At 59.2% G+C, this 24,705-nt stretch carries 20 protein-coding genes and 1 pseudogene; 14 read left to right on the plus strand and 7 right to left on the minus strand.

The window, feature by feature from the left end:
* Nucleotides 1-7: 7 nt before the first annotated feature.
* The 4 genes from AACY02_RS05215 to AACY02_RS05230 all read left to right on the plus strand — a co-directional run bounded on the left by AACY02_RS05215 (nucleotide 8) and on the right by AACY02_RS05230 (nucleotide 3,043).
* Nucleotides 8-760, plus strand: coding sequence for a 5-oxoprolinase subunit PxpA (locus AACY02_RS05215; protein ID WP_339431041.1), 753 nt, complete (start codon nucleotides 8-10; stop codon nucleotides 758-760).
* Nucleotides 757-1,461 (plus strand): 5-oxoprolinase subunit PxpB, encoded by a 705-nt coding sequence (gene pxpB, locus AACY02_RS05220; protein WP_339431042.1) that lies wholly within the window; start codon nucleotides 757-759, stop codon nucleotides 1,459-1,461. The genes AACY02_RS05215 and pxpB overlap by 4 nt, the downstream gene beginning before the upstream one ends.
* On the plus strand, nucleotides 1,458-2,375 hold the full coding sequence (locus tag AACY02_RS05225; RefSeq protein ID WP_339431043.1) for a 5-oxoprolinase subunit C family protein: 918 nt from the start codon (nucleotides 1,458-1,460) through the stop codon (nucleotides 2,373-2,375). The genes pxpB and AACY02_RS05225 overlap by 4 nt, the downstream gene beginning before the upstream one ends.
* Nucleotides 2,376-2,494: 119 nt before the next feature.
* On the plus strand, nucleotides 2,495-3,043 hold the full coding sequence (locus AACY02_RS05230) for a hypothetical protein (protein WP_339431044.1): 549 nt from the start codon (nucleotides 2,495-2,497) through the stop codon (nucleotides 3,041-3,043).
* 69 nt (nucleotides 3,044-3,112) lie between these two features.
* Here the strand turns inward: AACY02_RS05230 and AACY02_RS05235 are convergent, their stop codons facing one another.
* From AACY02_RS05235 to AACY02_RS05245, 3 genes are all read right to left on the minus strand, one after another.
* Nucleotides 3,113-4,291, minus strand: a complete 1,179-nt coding sequence (locus tag AACY02_RS05235) for a vWA domain-containing protein (protein ID WP_339431045.1) — start codon at nucleotides 4,289-4,291, stop codon at nucleotides 3,113-3,115.
* A 12-nt stretch (nucleotides 4,292-4,303) separates the two neighbouring features.
* Complete coding sequence (locus AACY02_RS05240) at nucleotides 4,304-5,149, minus strand: AAA family ATPase (RefSeq protein ID WP_007911294.1); 846 nt, start codon at nucleotides 5,147-5,149, stop codon at nucleotides 4,304-4,306.
* Between the two features lie 223 nt (nucleotides 5,150-5,372).
* Nucleotides 5,373-6,446, minus strand: a complete 1,074-nt coding sequence (locus tag AACY02_RS05245) for a DUF748 domain-containing protein (protein WP_339431046.1) — start codon at nucleotides 6,444-6,446, stop codon at nucleotides 5,373-5,375.
* 128 nt (nucleotides 6,447-6,574) lie between these two features.
* On the opposite strand from AACY02_RS05245, the gene cysK reads away from it, so the two are divergent.
* The 4 genes from cysK to AACY02_RS05265 all read left to right on the plus strand — a co-directional run bounded on the left by cysK (nucleotide 6,575) and on the right by AACY02_RS05265 (nucleotide 10,063).
* Complete coding sequence (cysK, locus tag AACY02_RS05250; protein ID WP_339431047.1) at nucleotides 6,575-7,549, plus strand: cysteine synthase A; 975 nt, start codon at nucleotides 6,575-6,577, stop codon at nucleotides 7,547-7,549.
* Nucleotides 7,550-7,733: 184 nt separating this feature from the next.
* Nucleotides 7,734-8,672 carry an aspartyl/asparaginyl beta-hydroxylase domain-containing protein gene (locus AACY02_RS05255; RefSeq protein ID WP_339431048.1) on the plus strand — a complete coding sequence of 313 codons (939 nt, stop codon included), beginning with the start codon at nucleotides 7,734-7,736 and terminating at the stop codon, nucleotides 8,670-8,672.
* Nucleotides 8,673-8,941: 269 nt separating this feature from the next.
* The gene (locus AACY02_RS05260; protein ID WP_339431049.1) at nucleotides 8,942-9,106 is read left to right on the plus strand and encodes a hypothetical protein; all 165 of its coding nucleotides are present in this window, start codon (nucleotides 8,942-8,944) and stop codon (nucleotides 9,104-9,106) included.
* Between the two features lie 93 nt (nucleotides 9,107-9,199).
* The gene (locus AACY02_RS05265) at nucleotides 9,200-10,063 is read left to right on the plus strand and encodes a DMT family transporter (RefSeq protein ID WP_339431050.1); all 864 of its coding nucleotides are present in this window, start codon (nucleotides 9,200-9,202) and stop codon (nucleotides 10,061-10,063) included.
* Between the two features lie 58 nt (nucleotides 10,064-10,121).
* On the opposite strand, the gene AACY02_RS05270 is transcribed toward AACY02_RS05265, so the two are convergent.
* On the minus strand, nucleotides 10,122-11,030 hold the full coding sequence (locus AACY02_RS05270) for a DMT family transporter (protein ID WP_339431051.1): 909 nt from the start codon (nucleotides 11,028-11,030) through the stop codon (nucleotides 10,122-10,124).
* Between the two features lie 227 nt (nucleotides 11,031-11,257).
* On the opposite strand from AACY02_RS05270, the gene aceK reads away from it, so the two are divergent.
* The 5 genes from aceK (at nucleotide 11,258) to AACY02_RS05295 (ending at nucleotide 19,464) form a co-directional block, all read left to right on the plus strand.
* A complete protein-coding gene (aceK, locus tag AACY02_RS05275) occupies nucleotides 11,258-12,979 on the plus strand; it encodes a bifunctional isocitrate dehydrogenase kinase/phosphatase (protein ID WP_339431267.1) in 1,722 nt (573 codons plus the stop codon).
* A gap of 135 nt (nucleotides 12,980-13,114) precedes the next feature.
* Entirely contained in the window at nucleotides 13,115-17,026 is a 3,912-nt protein-coding gene (hrpA, locus tag AACY02_RS05280; RefSeq protein WP_339431052.1) for an ATP-dependent RNA helicase HrpA, read from the plus strand.
* 328 nt (nucleotides 17,027-17,354) lie between these two features.
* Complete coding sequence (locus AACY02_RS05285) at nucleotides 17,355-18,476, plus strand: beta-ketoacyl-ACP synthase III (RefSeq protein WP_339431053.1); 1,122 nt, start codon at nucleotides 17,355-17,357, stop codon at nucleotides 18,474-18,476.
* Nucleotides 18,477-18,622: 146 nt separating this feature from the next.
* A complete protein-coding gene (locus AACY02_RS05290; protein ID WP_339431054.1) occupies nucleotides 18,623-19,234 on the plus strand; it encodes an RNA polymerase sigma factor in 612 nt (203 codons plus the stop codon).
* On the plus strand, nucleotides 19,228-19,464 hold the full coding sequence (locus AACY02_RS05295; protein WP_339431055.1) for an anti-sigma factor family protein: 237 nt from the start codon (nucleotides 19,228-19,230) through the stop codon (nucleotides 19,462-19,464). Before AACY02_RS05290 ends, AACY02_RS05295 begins: the two co-directional genes overlap by 7 nt.
* A 132-nt stretch (nucleotides 19,465-19,596) precedes the next feature.
* Here the strand turns inward: AACY02_RS05295 and AACY02_RS05300 are convergent, their stop codons facing one another.
* Nucleotides 19,597-20,919, minus strand: a complete 1,323-nt coding sequence (locus AACY02_RS05300; protein WP_221729360.1) for a putative porin — start codon at nucleotides 20,917-20,919, stop codon at nucleotides 19,597-19,599.
* 281 nt (nucleotides 20,920-21,200) lie between these two features.
* Here AACY02_RS05300 and AACY02_RS05305 point away from each other — a divergent pair, with 281 nt between their 5' ends.
* Nucleotides 21,201-22,325 carry a GNAT family N-acetyltransferase gene (locus tag AACY02_RS05305; protein WP_339431056.1) on the plus strand — a complete coding sequence of 375 codons (1,125 nt, stop codon included), beginning with the start codon at nucleotides 21,201-21,203 and terminating at the stop codon, nucleotides 22,323-22,325.
* A 110-nt stretch (nucleotides 22,326-22,435) separates the two neighbouring features.
* On the opposite strand, the pseudogene AACY02_RS05310 reads toward AACY02_RS05305, so the two are convergent.
* Together AACY02_RS05310 and AACY02_RS05315 are read right to left on the minus strand one after the other, a co-directional pair.
* Nucleotides 22,436-22,816 (minus strand): annotated as a pseudogene (locus AACY02_RS05310) (aquaporin); the annotation flags it as partial.
* Between the two features lie 26 nt (nucleotides 22,817-22,842).
* Entirely contained in the window at nucleotides 22,843-24,675 is a 1,833-nt protein-coding gene (locus tag AACY02_RS05315) for an ABC transporter ATP-binding protein (protein ID WP_339431057.1), read from the minus strand.
* Between the last annotated feature and the right edge of the window lie 30 nt (nucleotides 24,676-24,705).

The following is a 24,705-nucleotide window of genomic DNA, read 5'->3' on the forward strand; positions in this document are numbered from 1 at the left end:
GTTCACCGTGAGCCGCCTGCTATTGAATTGCGACATTGGCGAGAGTTTCGGCAACTGGACCATGGGTCTGGACGCCGAGGTCATGCCCTTCATCGACTGCGCCAACGTGGCCTGCGGCTTTCATGCCGGCGACCCGAGCATCATGCGCAAAACCGTTAGCCTGGCGCTGAGCCACGGCGTGCAGGTCGGTGCGCACCCGGCCTATCAGGATCTGGTCGGGTTCGGCCGGCGCTCCATGGTGTATTCCGTTCAGGAACTGCAAGACATCCTGCATTACCAGATCGGCGCCCTCGACGGCATTTGCAAGGCGCAGGGCGGTCGGGTCAGTTACGTCAAACCGCACGGCGCGATGTACAACGACATGATGGCCAACCCGGCACAGTTGCGCGCAGTGATTCAGGCGGTTGCCGCTTACGACCCGACGTTGCCATTGATGTTGATGGCCTCCCGTGACAACTCGGCAGCGCAGCAGCTCGGGGACGAATACGGCGTGACCCTGTGGTTCGAAGCCTTCGCCGACCGCGCCTACGACAGCGCCGGCAAACTGGTCTCGCGGCAATTGCCGGGTGCGGTGCATCACGCTGCGCACACAATCATTGAACAAGCCCTGACCATTGCCAGCGGGGGCCCCCTCACTGCGAGCGACGGTAGCGCGTTGTACCTGCACGCCAACACCCTGTGTGTGCATGGCGATAACGCCAGCTCGGTGGCTGCCGTGCAACGCATCCGCGAGGCCTTGAACCAGCAGAGCGCGTCATGAACCCAAGGATTGAAGTCGTGGCGCTGGATTGTCTGATGCTGCGTCTGTTCGATGACATCGCCGAGGCCAACATGCCGTGGATGCTCGCCGCCAGTGAGCGCTTGCGTGCGGGCTTCGGCCCGCAACTGATCGATCTGGTGCCGTCCTACACCACACTGATGGTGCATTACGATCTGTTGGCCCTGAGTCCTAATCAGGCTCGGGCATTGATTGCCGAGGCGTTGATCGACCTCTCGCCGAATGTGCGAACCGACGGCCAGAGCCATGTGCTGCCGGTCTGGTACGACTTGAGCGTCGGGCCGGAACTGAGCTTGCTCGCTGAGCGAAGCGGGCTGGCGGTGGAGGAGGTGATCCGTCGTCACAGTGCCCGGGAATACCAGGTGTTCGCCCTTGGGTTTGCACCGGGGTTTGCCTTCATGGGCCTGGTCGAAGACATTCTGGCCGCACCACGCCTGAACACCCCGCGCAAGAAAGTCGCCGCCGGCAGCGTCGGCATCGCCGAGCGCCAGACGGCCGCGTATCCGGTGGTGTCCCCCGGCGGCTGGAACCTGATCGGCCGCACCCCGGCGACACTGTTCGACCGTCATCGCGACGGGTACAGCCTGATGCAGCCCGGTGACACCGTGCGTTTCGAAGCGGTGAGCCGTGCCGAGTTCATCCGTCTGGGTGGTGATGACACCCCGCAGGAGGCACTGGCATGAGCCGACTGACGATTGAAGCCAGTACGCCGTTATGTCTGTTGCAGGACGCTGGGCGTTTTGGTGTGCGACATCTGGGCGTCACTCAGGGCGGCGCGACGGACTGGCGCTCGATGAACTGGGCCAATTGGCTGCTGGGCAATGATCTGGACATGCCGGTGATCGAAATTACCCTCGGCGGATTTACCGTGCAGGCAGCAGAAGATTGCCTGCTGGCGCTGGCGGGGGCTGATCTGGGCGCGAACATCGATGGCCAGTCGTTGGCGCCGTGGCGCAGTTTCAAATTGCACAAAGGACAGACGTTGCAGTTCACCCGGCCGCTGCTCGGGGCTCGGGCTTATCTGGCGGCCCCCGGTGGATTTGATGCGCCCAGGGTTCTTGGCAGCCATTGCACGGTTGTGCGCGAGGGACTTGGCGGTCTTGATGGCATGGGCCTGCCGTTGGCCAAAGGGGCGACGCTGAGCTATCAGGGGCAAACCTTTCTGGTTCGGGAGGTGCCACTGGAGCATCGACCGGATCTGCGGCTGAATGCGCCGCTTGATCTGGTGCTGGGTGCGCAGATCGGTCAATTCAGCGGGCAGAGTCTGTTTGATGTGTTCAACAGTGACTGGACACTGGACAGTCGCGCCGATCGCATGGGCATTCGTTTGCTGGGCACGGCGTTGCAGTATCAGGGCTTGCCGATGATTTCCGAGGGCATTCCTCTTGGCGCGGTGCAGGTGCCGCCCGACGGGCAGCCCATCGTGTTGCTCAATGATCGACAGACCATCGGTGGCTATCCCCGGTTGGGAGCGTTGACGCCCTTGGCGTTGGCGAGCCTGGCGCAGTGTCTGCCGGGGGCGAAGGTGAGATTGCGGCCTGTGATGCAAGAAAATGGCTGGAAAAAACACATCGACTATCTGAAGTCCTACTTGTGAAATTGGCTGTTTCAGACTGAGTTGCGAGATGCTTCCTTTCTTTCTAAGTACATTGCCCTACAGCACTTCCCTGGAGCGTGTGGAACTATTTAGCCTTATCTCAAACAAGGAAGTTACAGATGCGTTATATGAAAGTCGTTGCTCAAGAGGGGGCCGAAGGTGGCGTCAGTGTCGGAAGCCGTATTGTCGGTTTTTATGATCGCGCCGAAGTTGACGCTGTTTATGAGGTGAAGATAAATCGCTTTGGCAATGTGCAGAGGCTCAGTGCTGACAGCATCCATTGCGAAGAACTGGTGGGTCGAATCGAACGATTCATGTCGAGTGCCAGCCTCGATATAAAGCGTATGTTTGACTGGAACCATCGCGGCGATCAGAACGGCAAATCCATGGAGCTTGTTGCCGAGGGGCACGTCACGGACGGTATCGCAACAAAGGTGAAGTTCCGCTTTTTGACAGAAGACGGTCAAGTCAACAACGAAGTGTTCCTCAGTCCGCAAACCGATGCCACGAGGGCGAGGAGTGCAGAGCTGGAAATTCGCGGGACCGAAGCCATTACGCCGGGCAAAAAAAGGCGCAGCAAGAAAAAACCGGGTGCTGTACTCCCAGAGGTACAAGACACTCGATTTATGAACAGGCTATGCAAAGCCTATATCGCGTTGAACTGGTAAAGAGTCTTCGCCAAATGCCCTGAAAGGCGACAGTGTTGAGGCTGTTGCCTTTCAGGGCATCGAGTATTTTTACTTGGACAGAAACCGCATGCCTTCTTCCAGGCCGCGCAACGTCAGCGGATACATCTGATCTTCGATCAAGTCGCGCACTATGTTGGTCGACGAGGTATAGCCCCACGTATCTTTCGGGTACGGGTTGATCCAGATGAGTTTCTTGTACTTCTCCATGAAGCGCTGCATCCACAGATAACCCGGCTCTTCGTTCCAGTGCTCGACGCTACCGCCGGCCTGGGTGATTTCATAAGGCGCCATGGCCGCGTCGCCGATGAAGATCACTTTGTAGTCGGCGCCGTACTTGTGCAGCAGGTCCTGAGTGGCGAAACGCTCGGACGTGCGGCGCATGTTGTTTTTCCACACCGATTCATAAATGAAGTTGTGGAAATAGAAGTACTCAAGATGTTTGAACTCGGTCTTGCAGGCCGAGAACAGCTCCTCGCAGGTTTTCACATGGGCATCCATCGAGCCGCCGATGTCGAACAGCAGCAACAGTTTCACGGTGTTGCGCCGTTCCGGGCGCATCTGGATGTTCAGCAGTCCGGCGTCCTTGGCGGTGTGATCGATGGTGCCGTCGATGTCCAGCTCTTCCGCCGCACCCTGACGGGCGAATTTACGCAGGCGGCGCAGGGCGACCTTGATGTTGCGCGTGCCCAGCTCCACGGAATCGTCGAGGTTCTTGTACTCGCGCTGATCCCAGACCTTTACCGCTTTGCCCTGGCGTTTGCCGGCATCGCCAACGCGAATGCCTTCCGGGTTGAAGCCGCCAGAGCCAAACGGGCTGGTGCCGCCGGTGCCGATCCATTTGTTACCGCCGGCATGGCGCTCCTTCTGTTCTTCCAGGCGCTTTTTGAACTCTTCGATCAGCTTGTCCAGGCCGCCAAGTGACTGAATCTGCGCGCGCTCTTCGTCGCTCAGCGAACGTTCGAACTCCTTGCGCAGCCAATCTTCGGGAATCAGCGCCTGCAAGTGATCGTCGAGTTTTTCCAGGCCATTGAAGTAGGCGCCGAACGCACGGTCGAACTTGTCGAAATGCCGTTCGTCCTTCACCAGAATCGCCCGGGACAAGTAATAGAACTCGTCCATGTCGGCGAAGGTCACGCGCTGTTTCAGCGCGTTGATCAGATCGAGCAGTTCGCGCACCGATACCGGCACTTTGGCTGCACGCATTTCATTGAACAGGTTGAGCAGCATGGCATCAGCCTCTTAGCGGGTGCCGCGACGGCTCATGAACGCCAGACGCTCAAGCAATTGCACGTCCTGTTCGTTCTTCACCAACGCACCGGCCAGCGGCGGAATCGCTTTGGTCGGATCGCGTTCGCGCAGTACCGCTTCACCGATGTTGTCGGCCATCAACAACTTCAGCCAGTCGACCAGTTCCGAGGTCGACGGCTTCTTCTTCAGGCCCGGAACCTTGCGCACGTCGAAGAACACGTCCAGCGCTTCGCTGACCAGATCCTTCTTGATGTCCGGATAATGCACGTCGACGATTTTCTGCAGGGTGGTGCGGTCGGGGAAGGCGATGTAGTGGAAGAAGCAGCGGCGCAGGAAGGCGTCCGGCAGTTCTTTCTCGTTGTTGGAGGTAATGATGATGATCGGGCGTTTTTTGGCCTTGATGGTTTCGTCGATCTCGTAAACGTAGAACTCCATCTTGTCGAGTTCTTGCAGCAAGTCGTTGGGGAACTCGATGTCGGCCTTGTCGATTTCGTCGATCAACAGAATGACCCGCTCTTCGGACTCGAATGCCTCCCAGAGTTTGCCTTTCTTCAGGTAGTTGCGAACATCGTGGACTTTTTCGTTGCCCAGTTGCGAGTCGCGCAGACGGCTGACCGCGTCGTACTCGTAGAGGCCCTGATGGGCCTTGGTGGTGGACTTGATGTGCCAGGTGATCAACTTGGCGCCGAACGACTCGGCCAGTTGCTCGGCGAGCATGGTCTTGCCGGTGCCCGGTTCACCCTTGACCAGCAGCGGCCGCTCCAGGGTGATGGCGGCGTTGACCGCCAGCTTCAGGTCATCGGTGGCGACGTAGGCCTGGGTGCCTTCGAACTTCATCTGCTAATCCTCGAACGGTAACGCCGACCTGAACGGGCAGGGCGGGGGCGAAATAATCGGATGCCCGACTATAACGCGCCCCCCGGTCGACTGTGAACGCAGACGGGTTATTCAGTCTCTGAATGGAGCGTCACATGCTGACTGGGTTTTGGTCTCGGGCCAGACAAACACCCCTGTGGCGAGGGGATTCGTCCCCGATGGCTGCGAAGCTGCCCCAAACACACTAACCCGCATCCGGCTTGGGTCGCTCATACCGCGCGTTGAACGCCTGGATGAATCCATTGCGTAAAATCTGCAAGAACGCTTCGAACGCGTTGATATCTTGCTGATGGACGTTACCGCTGAGTTCGACTTTGGTGGCGAACTGATTCTTGCCCTGGTTTTTAAGCACGGTTTCAGTGCCGCCGACCAGTGCCTCCCAGACCGAACGAAAGATACTTTTGTTCTTGTTTTCCACGTCCTGCTGCCAGTTGAACACTTCGACATCGCGCAGCAGCGGCTTGATGTAACCGGTAAGTTTGGCGTTTTCGGCTTTGGCCTCAATCACCACATCACCATGGCCGGCGTTGAAGTCGAACTTGCCATAGGCCGAGGCAAAGTCGTTCATGCGCTTGAGTTCGATATCACGGGCGCGCAGGCGGAACTCAAAGTCTTCGAAGTTGCTCAGTGGATCGAAGGTCGCGGTGGTTTCCAGAGGCGCGTGGCCTAACAACAGCGCTTTGCCCTCGAAGCGTGCGTTGCGTTTACCTGCGGTGTCGACCACGTTTGTCAGGTTGTAGAGGCTGGCATCGACATTTGTCGCATTCATGTTCACCGGTGGTTTGGAATTGAAGTTGCGGAAATTGATCCGCCCGTCGCTGATCCGCACTTCGTTAAGCGTAATCGGCAGGAGTTTGCCCAGTTGCTCACGCCAGTCGGTGCCTTTACCGGTCTGGGAGTCCTGTTTATTGCCTCCATCGACGAAGTTCACTTCGGGTTTGATGAATTGCACCTCGGCCACCACGGCATGGTCGTACCACAGCGAGTGCCAACTCACGGAAAGATCGATCAGCGGTGCATTGACTAACGGGACTGGCACCTTGCCGTCGACCTTGACGATCTTCAGGCCGTTGATTTTGTAAGCGCCACGCCACAGTGCCAGATCCACATCGGTGATCTGGCCGCGATAGTCGCCCATGTCCGCCAGTTTGCCGTTCAGGTAGTCACGCACCAGGTAGGGCAGGGCGATGTGCAGTGCGATCAGCAGCACGACAATCGTGGCGAGAGTCCATAACGGCCAGCTATAACGACGCTTCATGGCGACATTTCCTAAACGATATAAAGCGATGGACTGTCATGCGCCGCAGACGTTCGACCCGACTGGACTGTGATGGGTAACAGGCATACCTTTGAGCGCTGAATTCAATGCTGCATAAGGACCCAGCCATGAGCCGTATTTACGCTGACAACGCCCATTCCATCGGCAACACGCCGCTGGTGCAGATCAATCGCATTGCGCCGCGTGGGGTGACCATCCTGGCCAAGATCGAGGGGCGCAACCCCGGTTATTCGGTCAAGTGCCGGATCGGTGCCAACATGATCTGGGACGCCGAAAGCAGCGGCAAACTCAAGCCGGGCATGACCGTCGTCGAGCCGACTTCGGGTAATACGGGCATTGGCCTGGCCTTCGTGGCGGCCGCTCGTGGTTACAAATTGATGCTGACCATGCCGGCATCGATGAGCATTGAGCGTCGCAAAGTCCTCAAGGCCCTTGGCGCCGAACTGGTGTTGACCGAGCCCGCCAAGGGCATGAAAGGCGCCATTGAAAAAGCGGCAGAAATTGTTGCCAGTGATTGCGGCAAATACTTCATGCCGGCGCAGTTCGATAACCCGGCCAACCCGGCTATCCACGAAAAAACCACGGGGCCGGAAATCTGGAATGACACCGACGGTGCGGTCGATGTGCTGGTGGCCGGGGTCGGTACCGGCGGAACCATCACCGGTGTTTCGCGGTATATCAAGAATACCCAACGCAAACCGATTCTATCGGTGGCCGTGGAGCCTATGGCATCGCCGGTGATCACCCAGGCGCTGGCCGGCGAAGAGATCAAGCCGAGCCCGCACAAGATTCAGGGTATCGGTGCCGGGTTCGTGCCGAAAAACCTCGATTTGACGATGGTTGACCGGGTCGAGCAAGTCACCGACGAAGCGTCGAAAGCCATGGCGCTGCGTCTGATGCAGGAAGAAGGCATCCTGTGCGGCATTTCCTGCGGTGCGGCGATGGCCGTGGCCGTGCGATTGGCCGAGACCCCCGAGATGCAGGGCAAGACCATCGTGGTGATTTTGCCGGACTCGGGTGAGCGTTATCTGTCGAGCATGCTGTTCAGTGATCTGTTCACTGAGCAGGAGAACCAGCAGTAAGCGGATTGATTCAGATCAGCCAGGATTCAGGGGCGTTATGTTATTGAAGGCTTTGTTGCGCAAGGCTTGACACTGAATCTTGGGTTGGATGGGTTTTTCCCTTGGCCAGTAGTGTTTATCATGGCCGGCTGCCATGCCGGGTACGTGGCATGGCGTAGCGTTGTCTTTTTCCTGGGAGTTGTTGATGACCTTTTCGTTTACCGCCAAGGCTTTGGTGTTGCTGCTGTTTGTGGGCAGTACGCTCTATGTGCATTTGCGCGGCAAGGCGCGTTTGCCGGTACTGCGTCAGTTCGTCAACCACTCGGCGCTGTTCGCCCCGTATAACGCCCTGATGTACCTGTTCTCCGGCGTGCCGTCCAAGCCCTATCTGGATCGCAGCAAATTCCCGGAACTGGATGTGCTGCGCGATAACTGGGAAACCATCCGCGACGAGGCCATGCACCTGTTTGACGAGGGCTACATTCGCGCTGCCGAGAAGAACAACGACGCCGGTTTTGGCTCGTTCTTCAAGAAGGGCTGGAAGCGTTTCTACCTCAAGTGGTACGACAAACCGCTGCCATCTGCCGAAACCCTGTGCCCGAAAACCGTGGCGCTGGTCAGTGCCATCCCCAACGTCAAAGGCGCCATGTTTGCGCTGCTGCCGGGCGGCAGCCATTTGAACCCGCACCGCGACCCGTTTGCCGGTTCGCTGCGTTATCACCTCGGCTTGTCGACACCGAACTCCGACGATTGCCGGATCTTTGTCGACGGTCAGGTCTATGCATGGCGTGACGGTGAAGACGTGATGTTCGACGAGACCTACGTGCACTGGGTCAAGAACGAAACCGACAAGACCCGCGTGATCCTGTTCTGCGACATCGAGCGACCGTTGAGCAATCGCCTGATGACCCGCATCAACCGCTTTATCAGTGGGTGGCTGGGCCGTGCGACTGCGCCGCAGAACCTCGACGACGAACGCGTTGGCGGCATCAACCAGGCTTACGCCTGGAGCAAGAACTTCAGCGACAGGTTCAGCGGTGTGGTCAAGCAGTGGAAGCGCCGCAATCCGAAAGCCTACCGCGTGATGCGCCCGATCCTGGCGGTGGTGGTGTTGACGTTACTCGGGTATTGGCTGTTTGGTTGAGGCCGAACCCGAAACGAAGAACCGCTCCTTGTGAGCGGTTTTTTTTATCTCGGAATACAGGCAAACAGGACAGTCGGCAAGGAGGCTTGGTTCGTCTTCGATACTCGTCGATATGGCTTGCGAGCCATGTCTGGCCGAAGCAATGCCCTTGAATCTGTCGCTACCGACACGCAGCCAAAATCATTGCAATCCATGTCCCGCGCTGGTTATAGTCGGCCATCGTGAGCCCAACGACTCACCCAGCCACCCTCAAACAAAGATCTGCCCAAATGCCTGCATCCCTCATCAACGCGGTAGTCGATTCAGCGCTCAACGCTGGCGTCGTGCCGTGCGGGAATCAGCAGACCAAGCAGATCAGTCATTACCCTCCACCTGTCAGTAGCACGCCGGTGTGCGCAGTCGTAGCACCGCCGGGCGTTGGCGTTTCGGGCTGATCAGCATTCTCTGCTGCCCCCTGCGCCCGCCAGAAAACTACTGAATTTCAGCCTCGGCTGAGTTGGCTATTTGCCTGACTACAGGTGGTATTCATGTTTGTCCTGTCGAAAAAAACCGCGCTTGCGGCGATGTCCACGAGCCTGTTCGTGCTGCTGTGGAGCAGCGGCGCGATCTTCTCCAAATGGGGCCTGGCCCACGCTTCACCGTTTGCGTTCCTGCTGATTCGCTTTGCCATTGCTTTGGGCGGGTTGGTGCTGCTGATTCCGTTGCTCAAGCTGAAACGGCCCAAGGGCGGCAAGCCGATGCTGTTTGCGATTGCCACAGGCGTGGTGTTGCTGGGGGCTTATCAGATCTTCTATCTGCTGGCCTTGAACACCAAAGTAACCCCGGGCGTGATGGCAACCATCATGGGCGTGCAGCCGATTCTCACCGTTGTCTTGATGGAGCGGCAGCGCTCGGCAAGCCGGATGTTCGGTCTGGCGCTGGGGTTGGCCGGTCTGATCATGGTGGTTTATCAGGGGATGGGTTTGGCCGGGATGTCCTGGGCGGGAATGCTGTTTGGCCTGCTGGCGCTGGCGAGCATGACCCTGGGTTCGATCATGCAGAAACGCATCACCGACAACCCCCTGGGCACATTGCCGGTGCAGTACCTGGCCGGGCTGTTGTTGTGTGGGGTTTTCGTGCCGTTCCAGCCGTTTCATTTTGAACACAGCGCAGGTTTTATCGTGCCGGTGTTGTGGATGGGCCTGGTGGTGTCGGTGCTGGCGACACTGTTGCTGTATCGCCTGATCGCCCGGGGCAATCTGGTGAATGTCACCAGTTTGTTCTACCTGGTACCGGCAGTGACGGCGGTGATGGATTATTTGATCTTCGGCAATCGCCTGGCCGCGCTGAGTGTGCTGGGGATGCTGTTGATCATCGTTGGCCTGGCGTTTGTGTTCCGTAAAACCGCATAAAACCTTGCGTAAAAAAAGGCCCGGGAGATGATGCCCGGGCCTTTTTGCATCTGCTGAATTACTGCGCGGCGGCTCGGGCAGATTTGACCACCGCCGGCTTTAGCACCAACCACAACGCCAGTGCAATCAACACCCCGCCATAGATGTGCGCCATCGACAGCGGCTCATCGAGAAACAACGCGCCCCACAACACGCCGAACGGCGGGATCATGAAGGTCACGGTCATCGACTTGACCGGGCCGATGGAACTCAGCAGACGGAAGTAAATGATGTAGGCAAATGCGGTGCAGCCCAGGCCCAGGCCCAGCAGCGACAGCCACACGCTCCAGCCGCCCCAATTTGCCGGTGGTGCGGTGATCACGCTGTAGCCGAACAGTGGCAGCAGGAACAGCGTCGCGCCGAGCATGCTGCCCAGGGCCGAGAGGCGACTGTCCAGTCCACCTGCCTGATCCAGCCAGCGTCGCGCGAGAAATCCTGCAAAACCGTAACACGTGGTCGCGAGCAGGCAGGCAATGGCGCCCATCAGCAATTGCAGGTCAAACGCCACGGGGCCGGCACGGGTCAGCACGCCGACGCCGAACAGTCCGAGGAATACCCCGCCAAGTTTGGCCACGGTGAGTTTTTCACTGAAGAACAGTCCGCCGATCAGCACGCCCATCAAGGGGGTGGTGGCGTTGAAAATCGCTGAATAGCCGGCCGGCAATACTTGGGCCGCGACCGAATACAGGGTGGCCGGGATGCCCGAGTTGATCACGCCCAGCAGCATCACGGTTTTCAGTTTGCCTTTGAAATCCCAGCGCACGCGCATCAACCCCAGGATCACCACCAGACCGACAGCGGCAATCGATACCCGCAAAAACCCGGTCGGCACCGTACCGACCACTGGCGCGATGATGCGCATGAACAGGAAGCTCGCGCCCCATATAGCAGCGAGCGACAGCATGCGGAAAATATCGACGGGGCTCACGGTGACACTCCTTCCTTTATCGGGACGAGAGTGTTGCCGAGCGCCCTGACGATGGCAACCGCTATTGGGGCATTTAACTTTGGTCCGACCGGTTCAATGTTGACGCCGGCAACGAATAATTCCTGTCATGTGCAACCACGACGCGGTTTTGGCACAAATTGCACTTCACCTGCGGCCGGTTCCGTGGCTAAGCTCAGGCATTCCGAATGCACGCAGAGGTCTCATCTATGCCGCAGCAATGGCCAGCCCCCGACATCGCCCGCATGATCCTCGATGGCTTTGACGATTACCGCGAGCATTTCCGTCGGATCACTGACGGCGCCCGGGAGCGCTTCGAGCAGGCGCGCTGGCAGGAGATCCAGACGGCCTCGGCGGCGCGGATCAACCTCTACGAAGACAAGGTCGGCGAAACCATCGCCCGGCTGCGTGAACATTTCGACGACGAAGCACTGATGGACGTCAATGGCTGGCCACTGGTGAAAAGCGCCTACATCCGCGTCATCGATTTGCGCTTCGACGATGAGCTGTCCGAGACCTGGTACAACTCGATTTTCTGCGGGCTGTTCAGCCATGACCTGATCAGCGACGGCTGCATGTTCATCCACACCACCCGGCCGAGCCTGCGCCGAGCACGCGCCGCGCAAACCCGCACCTACAAGCCGCAAGGTCAGTTGTCCGGGATGCTGGCGAGTATCTTTGCCGACTACCGTTTCGGTGAGGATTACGCCGATTTGCCCGGTGACCTGCACCGCCTCGAAGCGCAATTGCGCGAGAACCTGCCGGACTGGGTCTGCAAGGATCCGGAACTGAGCGTCGAACTGTTTTCTTCGGTTCTGTACCGCAACAAGGGCGCGTATCTGGTCGGGCGCATCTACACCCGCGACGAGCAATGGCCGCTGGTGATTCCGCTGCTGCACCGCGAAGGGCGTGGGGTTCAGATCGATGCGCTGATCACCGATGAAGCCGATGTGTCGATCATCTTCTCCTTCACCCGCTCGTATTTCATGGTCGACGTACCGGTGCCGGCGGAGTTCATCGGCTTTCTGCGGCGCATTTTGCCGGGCAAGCACATCGCCGAGTTGTACACCTCGATCGGTTTCTACAAGCACGGCAAGTCCGAGTTCTATCGCGCGCTGATCAATCACCTGGCCAGCACCGACGATCAGTTCATCATGGCCCCGGGTGTGCGCGGCATGGTGATGAGCGTCTTCACGCTGCCGGGTTTCAACACCGTGTTCAAAATCATCAAGGACCGTTTCTCACCGTCGAAAAACGTCGACCGCGCCACGGTCATCGAGAAATACCGCTTGGTGAAAAGTGTCGACCGGGTTGGGCGCATGGCCGATACCCAGGAGTTTGCCGATTTTCGTTTTCCGCTGAGCAAGTTCGACCCCGCGTGCCTTGAAGAATTGCTGGAAGTGGCGCCGTCCACGGTGTCGGTGGAAGGCGATAGCGTGCTGATCCGCCACTGCTGGACTGAACGGCGCATGACCCCGCTCAACCTGTACCTGGAGAACGCCAACGAAGCGCAGGTGCGTGAGGCACTGGAGGATTACGGCTTGGCGATCAAGCAATTGGCGGCGGCGAATATCTTTCCCGGCGACATGCTGCTCAAGAACTTCGGCGTCACCCGTCACGGGCGGGTGGTGTTCTATGACTACGACGAAATCTGCTTCCTGACCGAAGCCAACTTCCGCCACATCCCGACCCCGCGCACGCCAGAGGATGAAATGGCTTCAGAGCCGTGGTACTCGATCGGGCCGCTGGATGTGTTTCCCGAAGAGTTTCCGCCGTTCCTGTTCGCCGATGCCGGTCAACGCAAATTGTTTGATCAGTTGCATGGCGAGCTGTACAACGCCGATTACTGGAAGAGCCTGCAGGAGGCGATTCGGGCAGGGAAGGTCATCGACGTCTTCCCGTACCGGCGCAAGGGCCTGGATAACGAATAACAGCAGCGACGAGCGGCAAGTGACAAGCTTCAGGCCAGCAGTTGATTCAACTTGCGGCGTGTAGCTTGCCGCTTGTAGCTGCTTTTCTGCGACAATCGCCACCCTGCGCCACTAGACGACTGAATTGCGTACCCGATGACCGAAGAATCGCCCTCCATCGACAAACTGCTGAAAAACCTCGACTACGCCATGCTCGCCGACCGCCACCGGCTGCGGCGGCAGTTGCTTGAGCTGCGCAAAAAGCCAGACGAGGCCAAGCTGGCCCAGTGGGTGGCGCGCATGCAGGCGTCCTGTGATCAAGTGCTGGCGCGCAAGGCCAGCCTGCCGGTGATTCGTTACGACGACAGCCTGCCGATTGCGGCCAAGCGTGACGAGATCAAAAAGGCGCTGGAAAAGCATCAGGTGCTGATCATCGCGGGCGAAACCGGCTCGGGCAAAACCACGCAGTTGCCAAAAATCTGTCTGGAAATCGGTCGCGGCCAACACGGTTTGATCGGCCACACCCAGCCACGGCGGATCGCTGCCCGCAGTGTTGCCAGTCGCGTCGCAGAAGAACTCGCGACGCCGCTCGGGTCGCTGGTGGGCTACCAGGTACGCTTCGAAGATCAGAGCGATTCCAACACCCTGATCAAACTGATGACCGACGGCATCCTGCTGGCGGAAACCCAGAACGACCGCTATCTGGAACGCTACGACACGATCATTGTCGACGAAGCTCACGAACGCAGCCTCAACATCGACTTCCTGCTCGGTTATCTGAAAACCCTGCTGCCGCGCCGTCCCGACCTGAAGGTCATCATCACCTCGGCCACCATCGATCTGGAGCGTTTCTCCAAGCATTTCGATGACGCACCAATTGTCGAGGTCTCCGGCCGCACCTTCCCGGTGGACACCTGGTATCGCCCATTGACCCTGGAGCAGGACGAGGAGGGCAACCGCGTTGAGGACGACCTGACCGTCGATCAGGCAATCCTCGCCACCCTCGACGAAATTGCCGCCTACGAGCGCAGCGAACGTCGCAGCCCAGGCGATGTGCTGGTGTTCCTGCCCGGTGAGCGCGAAATTCGCGATGCCGCCGACATGCTGCGCAAGGCCCAACTCAAACACACCGAGATTCTGCCGCTGTACGCGCGCCTGTCGCCGGCCGAGCAGCAGCGGATTTTCCAGTCGCACCCCGGCCGTCGCGTCGTGCTGGCGACCAACGTCGCCGAAACCTCGCTGACCGTGCCGGGCATCCGCTACGTGATCGACAGCGGCACTGCGCGCATCAGCCGCTACAGCTACCGCGCCAAGGTTCAGCGTTTGCCGATCGAAGCGATTTCCCAGGCCAGCGCCAACCAGCGTAAGGGCCGCTGCGGCCGGGTCGAGCCGGGCATTTGCATACGTTTGTACAGCGAAGAAGATTTCCTCGGTCGCCCGGAATTCACTGACCCGGAGATTCTGCGCACCAACCTCGCGGCGGTGATCTTGCAGATGCTGCATCTGCGCCTCGGCGAAATCACTGCGTTCCCGTTCATCGAGCCGCCGGACGGCAAGGCGATCAGCGACGGTTTCAACCTGCTGCAAGAACTCTCGGCGGTGGATCGCAACAGTCAGTTGACCCCGCTCGGCCGTCAGTTGGCGCGCCTGCCAGTCGACCCGCGCATGGGCCGCATGCTGCTTGAAGCGGCGAAACTGGGCAGCTTGCAGGAAGTGCTGATCGTCGCCAGTGCCATGTCGATTCAGGACCCGCGCGAGCGTCCGCCGGAGCGCCAGCAAGCGGCGGATCAGGCTCACGCGCAATGGAAGGATGTCGATTCCGACTTCGCCGGCCTGGTCAATCTGTGGCGTGGTTTTGAAGAACAGCGCCAGGCGCTGACCGCCAGCCCGTTGCGCAATTGGTGCCGCAAGAACTTCCTCAACTATTTACGTCTGCGCGAGTGGCGTGATTCCCATCGCCAGTTGAGCCTGATCTGCCGCGACATGCAGTTGAGCCTCAATAAAGAACCAGCCGATTACCCGAAACTGCACAAAGCGGTGCTCGTCGGTTTGCTCAGCCAGATCGGCCAGAAAACCGAGGACGGCGATTACCTCGGCGCCCGTCAGCGACGTTTCTGGATTCACCCGTCGTCGGGCATCGGCAAGAAGCGTCCGCAATGGCTGATGACCGCCGAACTGGTAGAGACCACCAAGCTCTATGCGCGCATGGTCGCCAAGATCGACGCCGACTGGATCGAGCCGCTGGCCGGGCATCTGATCAAGAAAAATCACTTCGAACCGCACTGGGAGAAGAAGCGCGGCCAGGTCGTGGCCTTCGAGCAGATCACCCTGTTCGGGCTGATTGTGGTCGGGCGCCGACCGGTTCATTACGGCCCGGTTGACCCCGTGGTTTCGCGTGAGCTGTTTATCCGCGAAGGTCTGGTGCGGGGCGAGATTCAGTCCAGAGCCAAGTGCCTGAGCGCCAACAAACAACTGCTCGAACAGCTCGATGAACTGGAAGCCAAGGCCCGTCGCCGCGACATTCTGGCCGACGAAGAAACCCTGTACGCCTTCTACGATGCGCGGCTGCCGGCGGAGATTCACCAGAGCGCGACGTTCGACAGTTGGTACCGGATCAACAGCCAGAAAGACCCGCAACTGCTGATCATGCGCGAAGAAGACGTGCTGGCCCGCGAGGCCAGTGAAGTCACCGCGCTGCATTACCCCGACACCTTGCACATCGGTGATCTGGAACTGACGCTCAGTTATCACTTCGAACCCAATCACCCCCGTGACGGCGTGACCCTGCGGGTGCCGGCGCCGTTGCTGCCGATGCTGCCGCCGGAGCGTCTGGAATGGCTGGTGCCGGGGCTGATCGAGGCCAAGTGCATCGCTCTGGTGCGCAATCTGCCCAAAGCGTTGCGCAAGAACTTCGTGCCGGTGCCGGACTTCATCAAGGCTGCGCTGCAACGCATGACCTTCGCCGAGGGCTCGCTGCCCCAGGCGTTGGGGCGCGAGTTGTTGCGCATGACTGGTGCGCGGGTCAGCGATGAGGCGTGGGCGGAAGCGGCGCAGCAGGTCGAAGGGCATCTGCGCATGAACCTGGAAATCGTCGACGGCCAAGGCAAATTCCTTGGCGAAGGACGGGATCTGGCCGAACTGACTGCGCGTTTCGCCGAAGCCAGTCAGGCCGCACTGGCCGTGCCGCAGAGTGCCAAGAGTCAGCAGCCGGTGGAGGCGAAAGTCTTCGCGCCGGTGGCAGCAAAAACTCAGCAGAAAATTGCCGGGCTGTCGATGACGGTCTACCCGGCGCTGGTGGAAGAGGGCGGCACGGTCAAGGAAGGGCGGTTCTCGACCCCGGCCGAAGCCGAGTTCCAGCATCGTCGTGCGTTGCAGCGCTTGCTCATGCAGCAACTGGCCGAACCGGCCAAATTCCTGCGCGGAAAATTGCCGGGGCAGACCGAACTGGGCTTGCTCTACCGTGAACTGGGCCGGGTCGATGCGCTGGTCGAAGACATTCTGCTGGCCAGTCTCGACAGTTGCATTCTCGACGGCGAAGACCCGTTGCCGCGTGACGGTGCAGGGTTGGCGGCGCTGGCCGAACGCAAGCGTGGCAGTTGGACCGAACACGCCGAGCGCGTGGCGCGGCTGACGCTGGAGATTCTGAAGATCTGGCATGGCCTGCAAAAGCGCTTCAAGGGCAAGATCGATCTGGCCCAAGCCGTGGCGTTGAATGACATCAAGCAACAGATCAGTCATCTGGTTTACCCGGGGTTCGTGCGGGAAACGCCGATGCAATGGCTCAAGGAGCTGCCGCGTTATCTGAAAGCGGTCGAGCAGCGTTTTGAAAAACTGGGCGCGCAACTGCAGAAGGATCGGGTCTGGAGCGGTGATCTGGCCGGTTTGTGGGCCCAATACCAGGCCCGCGCCGCCAAGCATGCCCAGGAAGGCAAACGCGATCCACAGCTTGAGTTGTATCGCTGGTGGCTGGAGGAATATCGGGTTTCGCTGTTCGCCCAGCAGTTGGGAACGAAAGTGCCGATTTCCGATAAGCGCCTGAATAAACAATGGACCCAGGTCGAACCCTAGATCTATCGACGTGCACAATCCCCCTGTGGGAGCGGGCTTGCTCGTGAAGGCGTAGTGTCAGATAACTGATTCGGTGACTGACACACCGCCTTCGCGAGCAAGCCCCCCGCCTTGGGATTTGCGTTGTGCTTGAGAAAGGGGCCAAAACCTTGGGTTTATGGCAAACTTCGCGACCATAAATGCCTGTTTCGCGACCCAGAGCCTTCGGCGTGGTCACGCAACGGAATAAAACGATGCCAGGTTTGCGTCCCCCGGATGGGAATAGACCCTTTGTGTGTTGGTACGACGGTTCCAGCACTTTCTGCCTGAACAGATTAGAGAAACGACCATGCATAATGTCGTCATCAGCGGCACCGGCCTGTACACCCCGGCCAACAGCATCTCCAACGAAGAGCTGGTGCAGTCTTTCAATACCTACGTTGCGCAATTCAACGCGGACAACGCAGACGCCATCGCCAGCGGCGACATCCAGGCCCTGACGGAATCCAGCGCCGCCTTCATCGAAAAAGCCTCGGGCATCAAGAGCCGCTTTGTCATGGACAAAGAAGGCATTCTCGATCCGCAGCGCATGGTCCCGCGTCTGCCGGAGCGTTCCAACGAGGAATGGTCGGTACTTTGCCAAATGGCCATCGGTGCTGCCGAACAAGCCTTGCAACGCGCCGGCAAAACCGCCGCTGACATCGACGGCGTGATCGTCGCCTGCTCCAACTTGCAGCGTGCTTACCCGGCCATCGCCATCGAAGTCCAGGAAGCCCTGGGCATTCAGGGGTTCGGTTTCGACATGAACGTGGCCTGTTCCTCGGCCACCTTCGGCATTCAGGCAGCCGCCAACAGCGTGCAACTGGGCCAGGCCCGGGCGATCCTGATGGTCAACCCGGAAGTCTGCACCGGTCACCTGAACTTCCGTGACCGCGACAGCCACTTCATCTTCGGCGACGCCGCCACGGCCGTGATCATCGAGTGCGCCGATCTGGCTACGTCCAAATACCAGTTCGACGTGGTCAGCACCAAACTGCTGACCAAGTTCTCCAACAACATCCGCAACAACTTCGGCTTTCTCAACCGCGCAGCGCAAGAGGGCGTCGGTACTCGCGACAAGCTGTTCGTGCAGGAAGGCCGCAAGGTGTTCAAGGATGTTTGCCCGATGGTGGCTGAACTGGTCGGTACGCATCTGGAAGAGAACAAGCTCAATGTCGGCGATGTGAAGCGTTTCTGGCTGCATCAGGCCAATCTCAGCATGAACCATCTGATCGTGCGCAAACTGCTGGGCCGCGACGCCACCGAAGAGGAAGCCCCGGTGATCCTCGACACTTACGCCAACACCAGCTCTGCCGGTTCCGTGATTGCTTTCCACAAGTATCAGGATGATCTGGCTGCCGGTTCGCTGGCGGTATTGAGTTCGTTCGGTGCGGGTTACTCGATCGGTAGCGTGATTCTGCGCAAGCGTTGAAAGTGGTTTAATTTCCGCTTAATCACGCTGACCTTTCCTACATCCGAATCGGTTGAAACGCTGTAGTTTTCGGAAATGGCGGCAGGAGACGCTTCAGGCGAATCCTGCCGCTATCATTTTCGAAGTCGGAACAAGGGGATTGATGGATGGCGGTTGACGACACCCAACTGCTCGCGCGTTTGCTGGCAGGCGAGCAACAGGCTTTCAAGGAACTGGTCACGACTTATCAAAGCGCCATGCGCGCCGTCGCTTATGCGATTGTCGGCCAGCGTCACGTCGAAGAAGTGGTGCAAGATGCATGGCTGTCGGTAGTGCGCCATATCGGCAGTTTCGAAGGCCGCTCCAGTCTCAAGACCTGGTTGCTGACCATCACCGCCAACTCGGCCAAGAGTCGCTACAAGCACAATCGCCGCGAAGTGTTGATGGATGATCTGCCGTCACCCCACGGCACCATTGATGATGACCGCTTTTCCCCCGGCGATGGCCACTGGCTGATCGCACCGTTCGCCTGGCACCAGGACACGCCTGAAGCGCTGCTCACCGAAAGCGAGTTGCGTGAGTGCCTCGAACACACACTGCTCAACCTGTCGGAACTGCAAAGCAGCGTTTTGTTGTTGCGCGAACGCCAAGGCCTTGAGCTCGAAGAGATCTGTAATCTTCTGGAGATATCGCTCTCCAATGTCCGTGTGCTGCTGCATCGTGCGCGGCTGAAAGTCTTCGCGACAGTGGAGCATTTTGAGGAGACCGGGGAATGCTGACCTGTAAGGAACAAGTGGCGCGCTCCAGCGATTATCTCGATGGCCAGCTGAGCTTTCGCGAAAAACTAATGGTGCGTCATCACCTGATGTTCTGCCCCAATTGCCGGCGCTTTATACGCCAGATGCGATTGATGCAGGCGACGCTGAAGGCGATGCCGGAGAAACCTGAAGAGGGGGTGGATGCGTTGGCCGAGCGGTTGGCGGCGCGGCTTCGGGAAGACAGCCCCTAGGGGGAGAAGCAGACTGACGCGCCTGCGGCACACGGATGATGGGGATCGCCGTAGCCGCGCCAGACTGTTGAAGCATCTCAAGCGCTGCACCCGGATGAGAAGCGCATCGCCTGAGATCTGTTGCTCTGTTGCTTAGAACTTCGCTTCTGCGTCCAGTTGCAGAATGTTGGTGTCGGCGTCGCGCTGAGTGCGGCTGGAGTAGTCAGCCTTGGTCAGGAAGTACGTGGCGCCGAGGGCGAAATTCTTGTCGATGTCGTAGCCGACTTTGAACTTGTGCCCACGCGAACCGGTGGTGCCGTTGGCGAAGTCGGAATCGGTAAAGGCGCCGACCACAGCATTGCGCTGCACGTCACGATAGTTGTAGTCGAGGTTCAGACCGAAGACTTTCGACTTGGCGCCGAGCAACCAGGCGGTGTCCTGATCGGTCACGGCATCGTTGTTCTTCACATACTGACCGTAGAACGACAGCGGCATTGGCAGACCGCCGATGTCGATCTGGCTGAAACCCTCGTACAGACGGAATTCGTTGTTGGCCGAGTTGCCATTGACGGCCAGTGCGCACGGTGTGGAAGAGCCCGTGCAACGGCTGTCCTGATCGTTCTGGTAGGCGTAGACGCTGCCGCCAACGGTCAGTTTCAGGTTGTCGGTGATGGCGATGCGGCTACCCAACTGGCCGGAGGTCAGGCGCAGGTCGTGACGGAATTGCACGCCTTCGCCGTCGACGTTGTCCTTGAGGTTGTAGTTGCCCAGGCTGCCGAACAGTTCGGCACTGCTGCCCAGTGGGTACTTGTAAGTGACGGCCAGACCTTCCGGGTTGATGTCGCCGTCCCAGATCACGTCGCCCATGCTCACCCACGGTTGCAGCATCTTGCCGCCGATCACATGCAGGTTCTTGATCGCATCAGGGTGGTAGTCGATGTAGCCCAGGTCCAGCCAGATCTGCTTCTTGTCGAAGTAGTTGTCCTGGTCCTGGTTGGTCGAACGAGCATCGTCGCCGCCGCCGGTGGCGATACGGATGCCGGTGTCCACTTGCGGGTTGATCTCGGTGTAGGCACCCAGACGTGCACGGATGCGCTGACGATCCTTTTCGCGGCCGCCGTTGTTGGCTTCGCCGTCGATCTTGACGGTCTCCTGGCGGATGCGCACGTCACCCTTGAACTGGGTCTTGGCAGCCCAGGCCAGTTTCTGGTCGAAGACGCTTTGTTCGTTGGTCTTCTTCGCGACAGCCGCGACTTGTTCATTGGTCTCTTGCTGCGCCTGCTGGGCGATTTGCTGAGCCTTCTGATCCTTGGCCAGTTCAGTTTGCAGTTCTACATACTGCGCCTGGGAAATCGAACCGTTAGCCTTGAGCATGTCGAGCAGTTTGGCGTCGACTGCAGCACTGGCCGGAACGCTCATGGCCAGTAACAGGCCACCGCACAGGGCCGCCGCAGTTTTCGTGGAAGCAAGACGCATAGCAATCTCCGAAGATGAGTGGGATGGCTGAACCATCCTGGGCACAACCGACGGTTGAAGGTCGGAAAACAGTGTCCGGGTAGAACCCGGCGCTCTAAAAACAGGCGCCAGTATCGCGATGGTTTATGACAGGGCAGTGGCACGGTGATGGCAGGTTGATGACGGTACGCGTTGGCCGTGAACCATTGATCTAGAGCGCTGTCGCCCGATGACGGGTGTGCAATGCGGCGCAATCGGCGATACTCGCCGAGCGCTGAAACCCCGAAGTGGAGAGCTCTTTGATGCCGTTGCACTGCCTGCAGAACCTGTCAGAAATCGCCCCGGCCACTTGGGATGAATTGGTGCCGGACAATCAGCCGTTTCTGCGTCATGCTTTTCTCAGTGCGCTGGAGGACAGCGGCAGCGTCGGCCCTCACACCGGTTGGCAGCCGGAGCATTTACTGCACATCGAAGATGGTCGGCTGATCGCCGCCTTGCCGGGTTACCGCAAGTGGCACTCCTACGGCGAGTATGTGTTCGACCATGGCTGGGCAGATGCCTGCGCCCGAGCCGGAATCGATTACTACCCCAAACTGTTGACGGCTGTGCCGTTCAGTCCAGTCAGCGGCCCTCGGTTGCTGGCGTCCAAGTTCGAAGACGGTTTTGAGCTGCTCAAGAGCCTGCCGGGTTATCTGGAAATCGAAGGGCTGTCCGGCGCGCACATCAATTTCACCGATCCGTTCACCGACGCCGCCATGGCCGAGCAGCCGGGCTGGTTGCAGCGCATCGGCTGTCAGTATCACTGGCACAATCGAGGCTATCGCGACTTTCAGGATTTTCTCGACGTGCTCAGTTCGCGCAAGCGCAAACAGATGCGCAAGGAGCGCGAGCAGGTGGCGGGGCAGGGCTTCGAATTTGAATGGCTACAAGGGCGAGAGCTAAACGAATCGCAGTGGGATTTCGTCTACGCCTGCTATGCCAATACCTACGCCGTGCGTCGGCAGACACCGTATCTGACGCGAGAGTTTTTCAGTTTGCTGGCCGCGCGCATGCCCGAATCGATCCGCGTGGTGCTGGCCAGGCAGGGCTCACGGCCGGTGGCCATGGCCTTCAGTCTGGTTGGCGGTGACAGTTTTTACGGGCGCTATTGGGGATGCCTTGCCGAATTTGATCGGCTGCACTTTGAAACCTGTTTTTATCAGGGCATGGACTACGCGATTGCCCAGGGCTATCAGCGTTTCGATGCCGGTGCTCAGGGCGAGCACAAACTGATTCGTGGCTTCGAACCGGTGATCACTCACTCGTGGCATTACCTGCGGCATCCGGGTCTGAAAGCGGCGGTAAAAGACTTCCTGCAGCAGGAACGCGCCGGTGTCCTGGCCTACGCCGAAGAAGCGAGAGCAGCCTTGCCCTACCGCCAAACCTAAATCTCCAATGTGGGGCTTGCTCGCGAAGGCGGTGTGTCAGTACAGCAAATATTGCCTGACACCACGCCTTCGCGAGCAAGCCCGCTCCCACATTTGGTTTTGTGTTGGACTCAGGTTTTTTCGTTACCCAACCAGAGATAAATCACTTCACCGGCCACCGCACCCGACAGCGGCGCCACCCAGAACATCCACAACTGCGCGATGGCCCAGCCGCCGACCATCAGCGCCGGCCCGGTACTGCGCGCCGGGTTCACCGAGGTATTGGTCACCGGAATCGAGATCAGGTGGATCAACGTCAGCGCCAGACCTATGGCAATCGGTGCGAGGCCCGGCGGTGCACGTTTATCGGTGGCGCCCAGAATGATGATCACAAACATCGCAGTCATCACCCGTTCGGTGACAAACCCGGCCGCCATCGAATACTGACCGGGCGAATGCTCGCCGTAACCGTTGGAGGCGAGGCCGGCGGCAATGTCGAAACCCTCACTCCCACATTGCAATTGTATTGACCCAATGATCAATCGATCCCGACAAATCCGCCGGTCTGGTGCGCCCATAACCGCGAATACAGTCCGCCATGGGCCAGCAGTTCGGCGTGGGTGCCGCTCTCGGCGATCTTGCCGTTTTCCAGCACCACCAGGCGATCCATGCGCGCGATAGTCGAGAGGCGGTGAGCAATGGCGATCACTGTTTTGCCCTGCATCAGGGTTTCCAGGCTTTCCTGAATCGCCGCTTCGACTTCCGAGTCCAGGGCCGAGGTTGCTTCGTCCATGATCAGAATCGGCGCGTCCTTGAGCAGCACGCGGGCAATCGCGATGCGCTGACGTTGACCGCCCGACAGCTTCACCCCGCGCTCGCCGACATGCGCGTCGAAGCCGGTGCGGCCTTCAGCGTCCGACAGCAACGGAATGAACTCATCGGCACGGGCCTTGTGCGCGGCATCCCAAAGCTGTGCGTCAGTCGCGTCAGGCTTGCCATACAGCAAGTTGTCGCGGATTGAACGGTGCAGCAGCGACGTGTCTTGAGTGATCATACCGATCCGCTCACGCAGGCTTTCCTGGCTGACGTCGGCGATGTTCTGGTCGTCGATCAGGATGCGCCCGCCCTCGACGTCATAGAGGCGCAGCAGCAGGTTGACCAAGGTTGATTTACCGGCGCCGGACGGCCCGATCAGACCGATTTTTTCACCCGGTTTGATGGTCAGGTTGAGGTCGCCGATGATGCCTTTCTTCTTGCCGTAGTGAAAATCGACGTGCTCGAAACACACCTCGCCATTGGCCACGGCCAGCGGTTTGGCGTGTTCGTGATCGGTGACGCTGACCGGCTGCGAGATGGTCCGCAGACCGTCCTGGACCATGCCGATGTTTTCGAAGATGCCCGTGACCACCCACATGATCCAGCCGGACATGTTGACGATGCGGATCACCAGACCGGTGGCCAGGGCAATCGCGCCGACGGTGATCAGCGATTGCGTCCACAGCCACAGGGCCAGCGCGGTTGTGCCGACGATCAGCAAGCCGTTCATGGCGGTGATCGCCACGTCCATGCTGGTGACCACGCGGCCGGCCATTTGCGCTTTGACGGTTTGTTCTTCGATCGCTTCCCTGGCGTAGTGCTGTTCGAAATGAGTGTGAGCGAACAGCTTGAGCGTGGCGATATTGGTGTAGCCGTCGACGATTCGGCCCATCAGTTTCGAACGTGCGTCGGAGGCTTCCACCGAGCGGTCCTTGACCCGCGGCACGAAGTAACAGAGTGCGCCGATGTAGGCGACGATCCACGTCAGCAACGGGACCATCAGACGCCAGTCGGCTTCGGCGAACAGCACCAGCGCGCTGATCGCGTAGATCACCACATGCCACAGTGCATCCACCGCCTGCACTGCTGAATCACGCAGCGAGTTGCCGGTCTGCATGATGCGCTGGGCAATGCGCCCGGCGAAGTCGTTCTGGAAGAAGTTCAGGCTCTGCTTGAGCACGTAGCTGTGGTTCTGCCAGCGGATCATGCTGGTCATGCCGGGGCTTAACGTCTGGTGCACCAGCAGGTCGTGCAGGCCGAAGAAAATCGGTCTGAGCACAAGCGCAACCACCACCATCCACGTCAGTTCGAGGGCGTGATCGCTGAAGAAATTCGGATTTGGCGTACCTTGGGCCAGGTCGATGATGCGACTCAGGTAACTGAACAGCGCCACTTCGATCAGCGCGGCGAACAGGCCGACCACCAGCAGGGCGGCGAAACTCGGCCAGACCTGCTTCAGGTAATAGGTATAGAAGGGGAGCACACGGTCCGGTGGAGAGGCCGTCGGGGCGTCGCGGAATATGTCGATCAGTTGTTCAAAACGGCGATAGAGCATCAGATAACCGCCCGGAGTACGGGCTCTCCT

The sequence above is a fragment of the Pseudomonas sp. EA_65y_Pfl2_P78 genome (genome assembly GCF_963970495.1).
Lineage (GTDB): Bacteria > Pseudomonadota > Gammaproteobacteria > Pseudomonadales > Pseudomonadaceae > Aquipseudomonas > Aquipseudomonas baetica_A.

What these genes read in the sequence shown, in the direction of transcription:
- pxpB (WP_339431042.1), top strand. Translation starts at nt 757, where the DNA reads ATGAACCCAAGGATTGAAGTCGTGGCGCTGGATTGTCTGATGCTGCGT.
- AACY02_RS05225 (WP_339431043.1), top strand. Translation starts at nt 1,458, where the DNA reads ATGAGCCGACTGACGATTGAAGCCAGTACGCCGTTATGTCTGTTGCAG.
- AACY02_RS05230 (WP_339431044.1), top strand. Translation starts at nt 2,495, where the DNA reads ATGCGTTATATGAAAGTCGTTGCTCAAGAGGGGGCCGAAGGTGGCGTC.
- AACY02_RS05235 (WP_339431045.1), bottom strand. Translation starts at nt 4,291, where the DNA reads ATGCTGCTCAACCTGTTCAATGAAATGCGTGCAGCCAAAGTGCCGGTA.
- AACY02_RS05240 (WP_007911294.1), bottom strand. Translation starts at nt 5,149, where the DNA reads ATGAAGTTCGAAGGCACCCAGGCCTACGTCGCCACCGATGACCTGAAG.
- AACY02_RS05245 (WP_339431046.1), bottom strand. Translation starts at nt 6,446, where the DNA reads ATGAAGCGTCGTTATAGCTGGCCGTTATGGACTCTCGCCACGATTGTC.
- cysK (WP_339431047.1), top strand. Translation starts at nt 6,575, where the DNA reads ATGAGCCGTATTTACGCTGACAACGCCCATTCCATCGGCAACACGCCG.
- AACY02_RS05255 (WP_339431048.1), top strand. Translation starts at nt 7,734, where the DNA reads ATGACCTTTTCGTTTACCGCCAAGGCTTTGGTGTTGCTGCTGTTTGTG.
- AACY02_RS05260 (WP_339431049.1), top strand. Translation starts at nt 8,942, where the DNA reads ATGCCTGCATCCCTCATCAACGCGGTAGTCGATTCAGCGCTCAACGCT.
- AACY02_RS05265 (WP_339431050.1), top strand. Translation starts at nt 9,200, where the DNA reads ATGTTTGTCCTGTCGAAAAAAACCGCGCTTGCGGCGATGTCCACGAGC.
- aceK (WP_339431267.1), top strand. Translation starts at nt 11,258, where the DNA reads ATGCCGCAGCAATGGCCAGCCCCCGACATCGCCCGCATGATCCTCGAT.
- hrpA (WP_339431052.1), top strand. Translation starts at nt 13,115, where the DNA reads ATGACCGAAGAATCGCCCTCCATCGACAAACTGCTGAAAAACCTCGAC.
- AACY02_RS05285 (WP_339431053.1), top strand. Translation starts at nt 17,355, where the DNA reads ATGCATAATGTCGTCATCAGCGGCACCGGCCTGTACACCCCGGCCAAC.
- AACY02_RS05290 (WP_339431054.1), top strand. Translation starts at nt 18,623, where the DNA reads ATGGCGGTTGACGACACCCAACTGCTCGCGCGTTTGCTGGCAGGCGAG.
- AACY02_RS05295 (WP_339431055.1), top strand. Translation starts at nt 19,228, where the DNA reads ATGCTGACCTGTAAGGAACAAGTGGCGCGCTCCAGCGATTATCTCGAT.
- AACY02_RS05300 (WP_221729360.1), bottom strand. Translation starts at nt 20,919, where the DNA reads ATGCGTCTTGCTTCCACGAAAACTGCGGCGGCCCTGTGCGGTGGCCTG.
- AACY02_RS05305 (WP_339431056.1), top strand. Translation starts at nt 21,201, where the DNA reads ATGCCGTTGCACTGCCTGCAGAACCTGTCAGAAATCGCCCCGGCCACT.
- AACY02_RS05315 (WP_339431057.1), bottom strand. Translation starts at nt 24,675, where the DNA reads ATGCTCTATCGCCGTTTTGAACAACTGATCGACATATTCCGCGACGCC.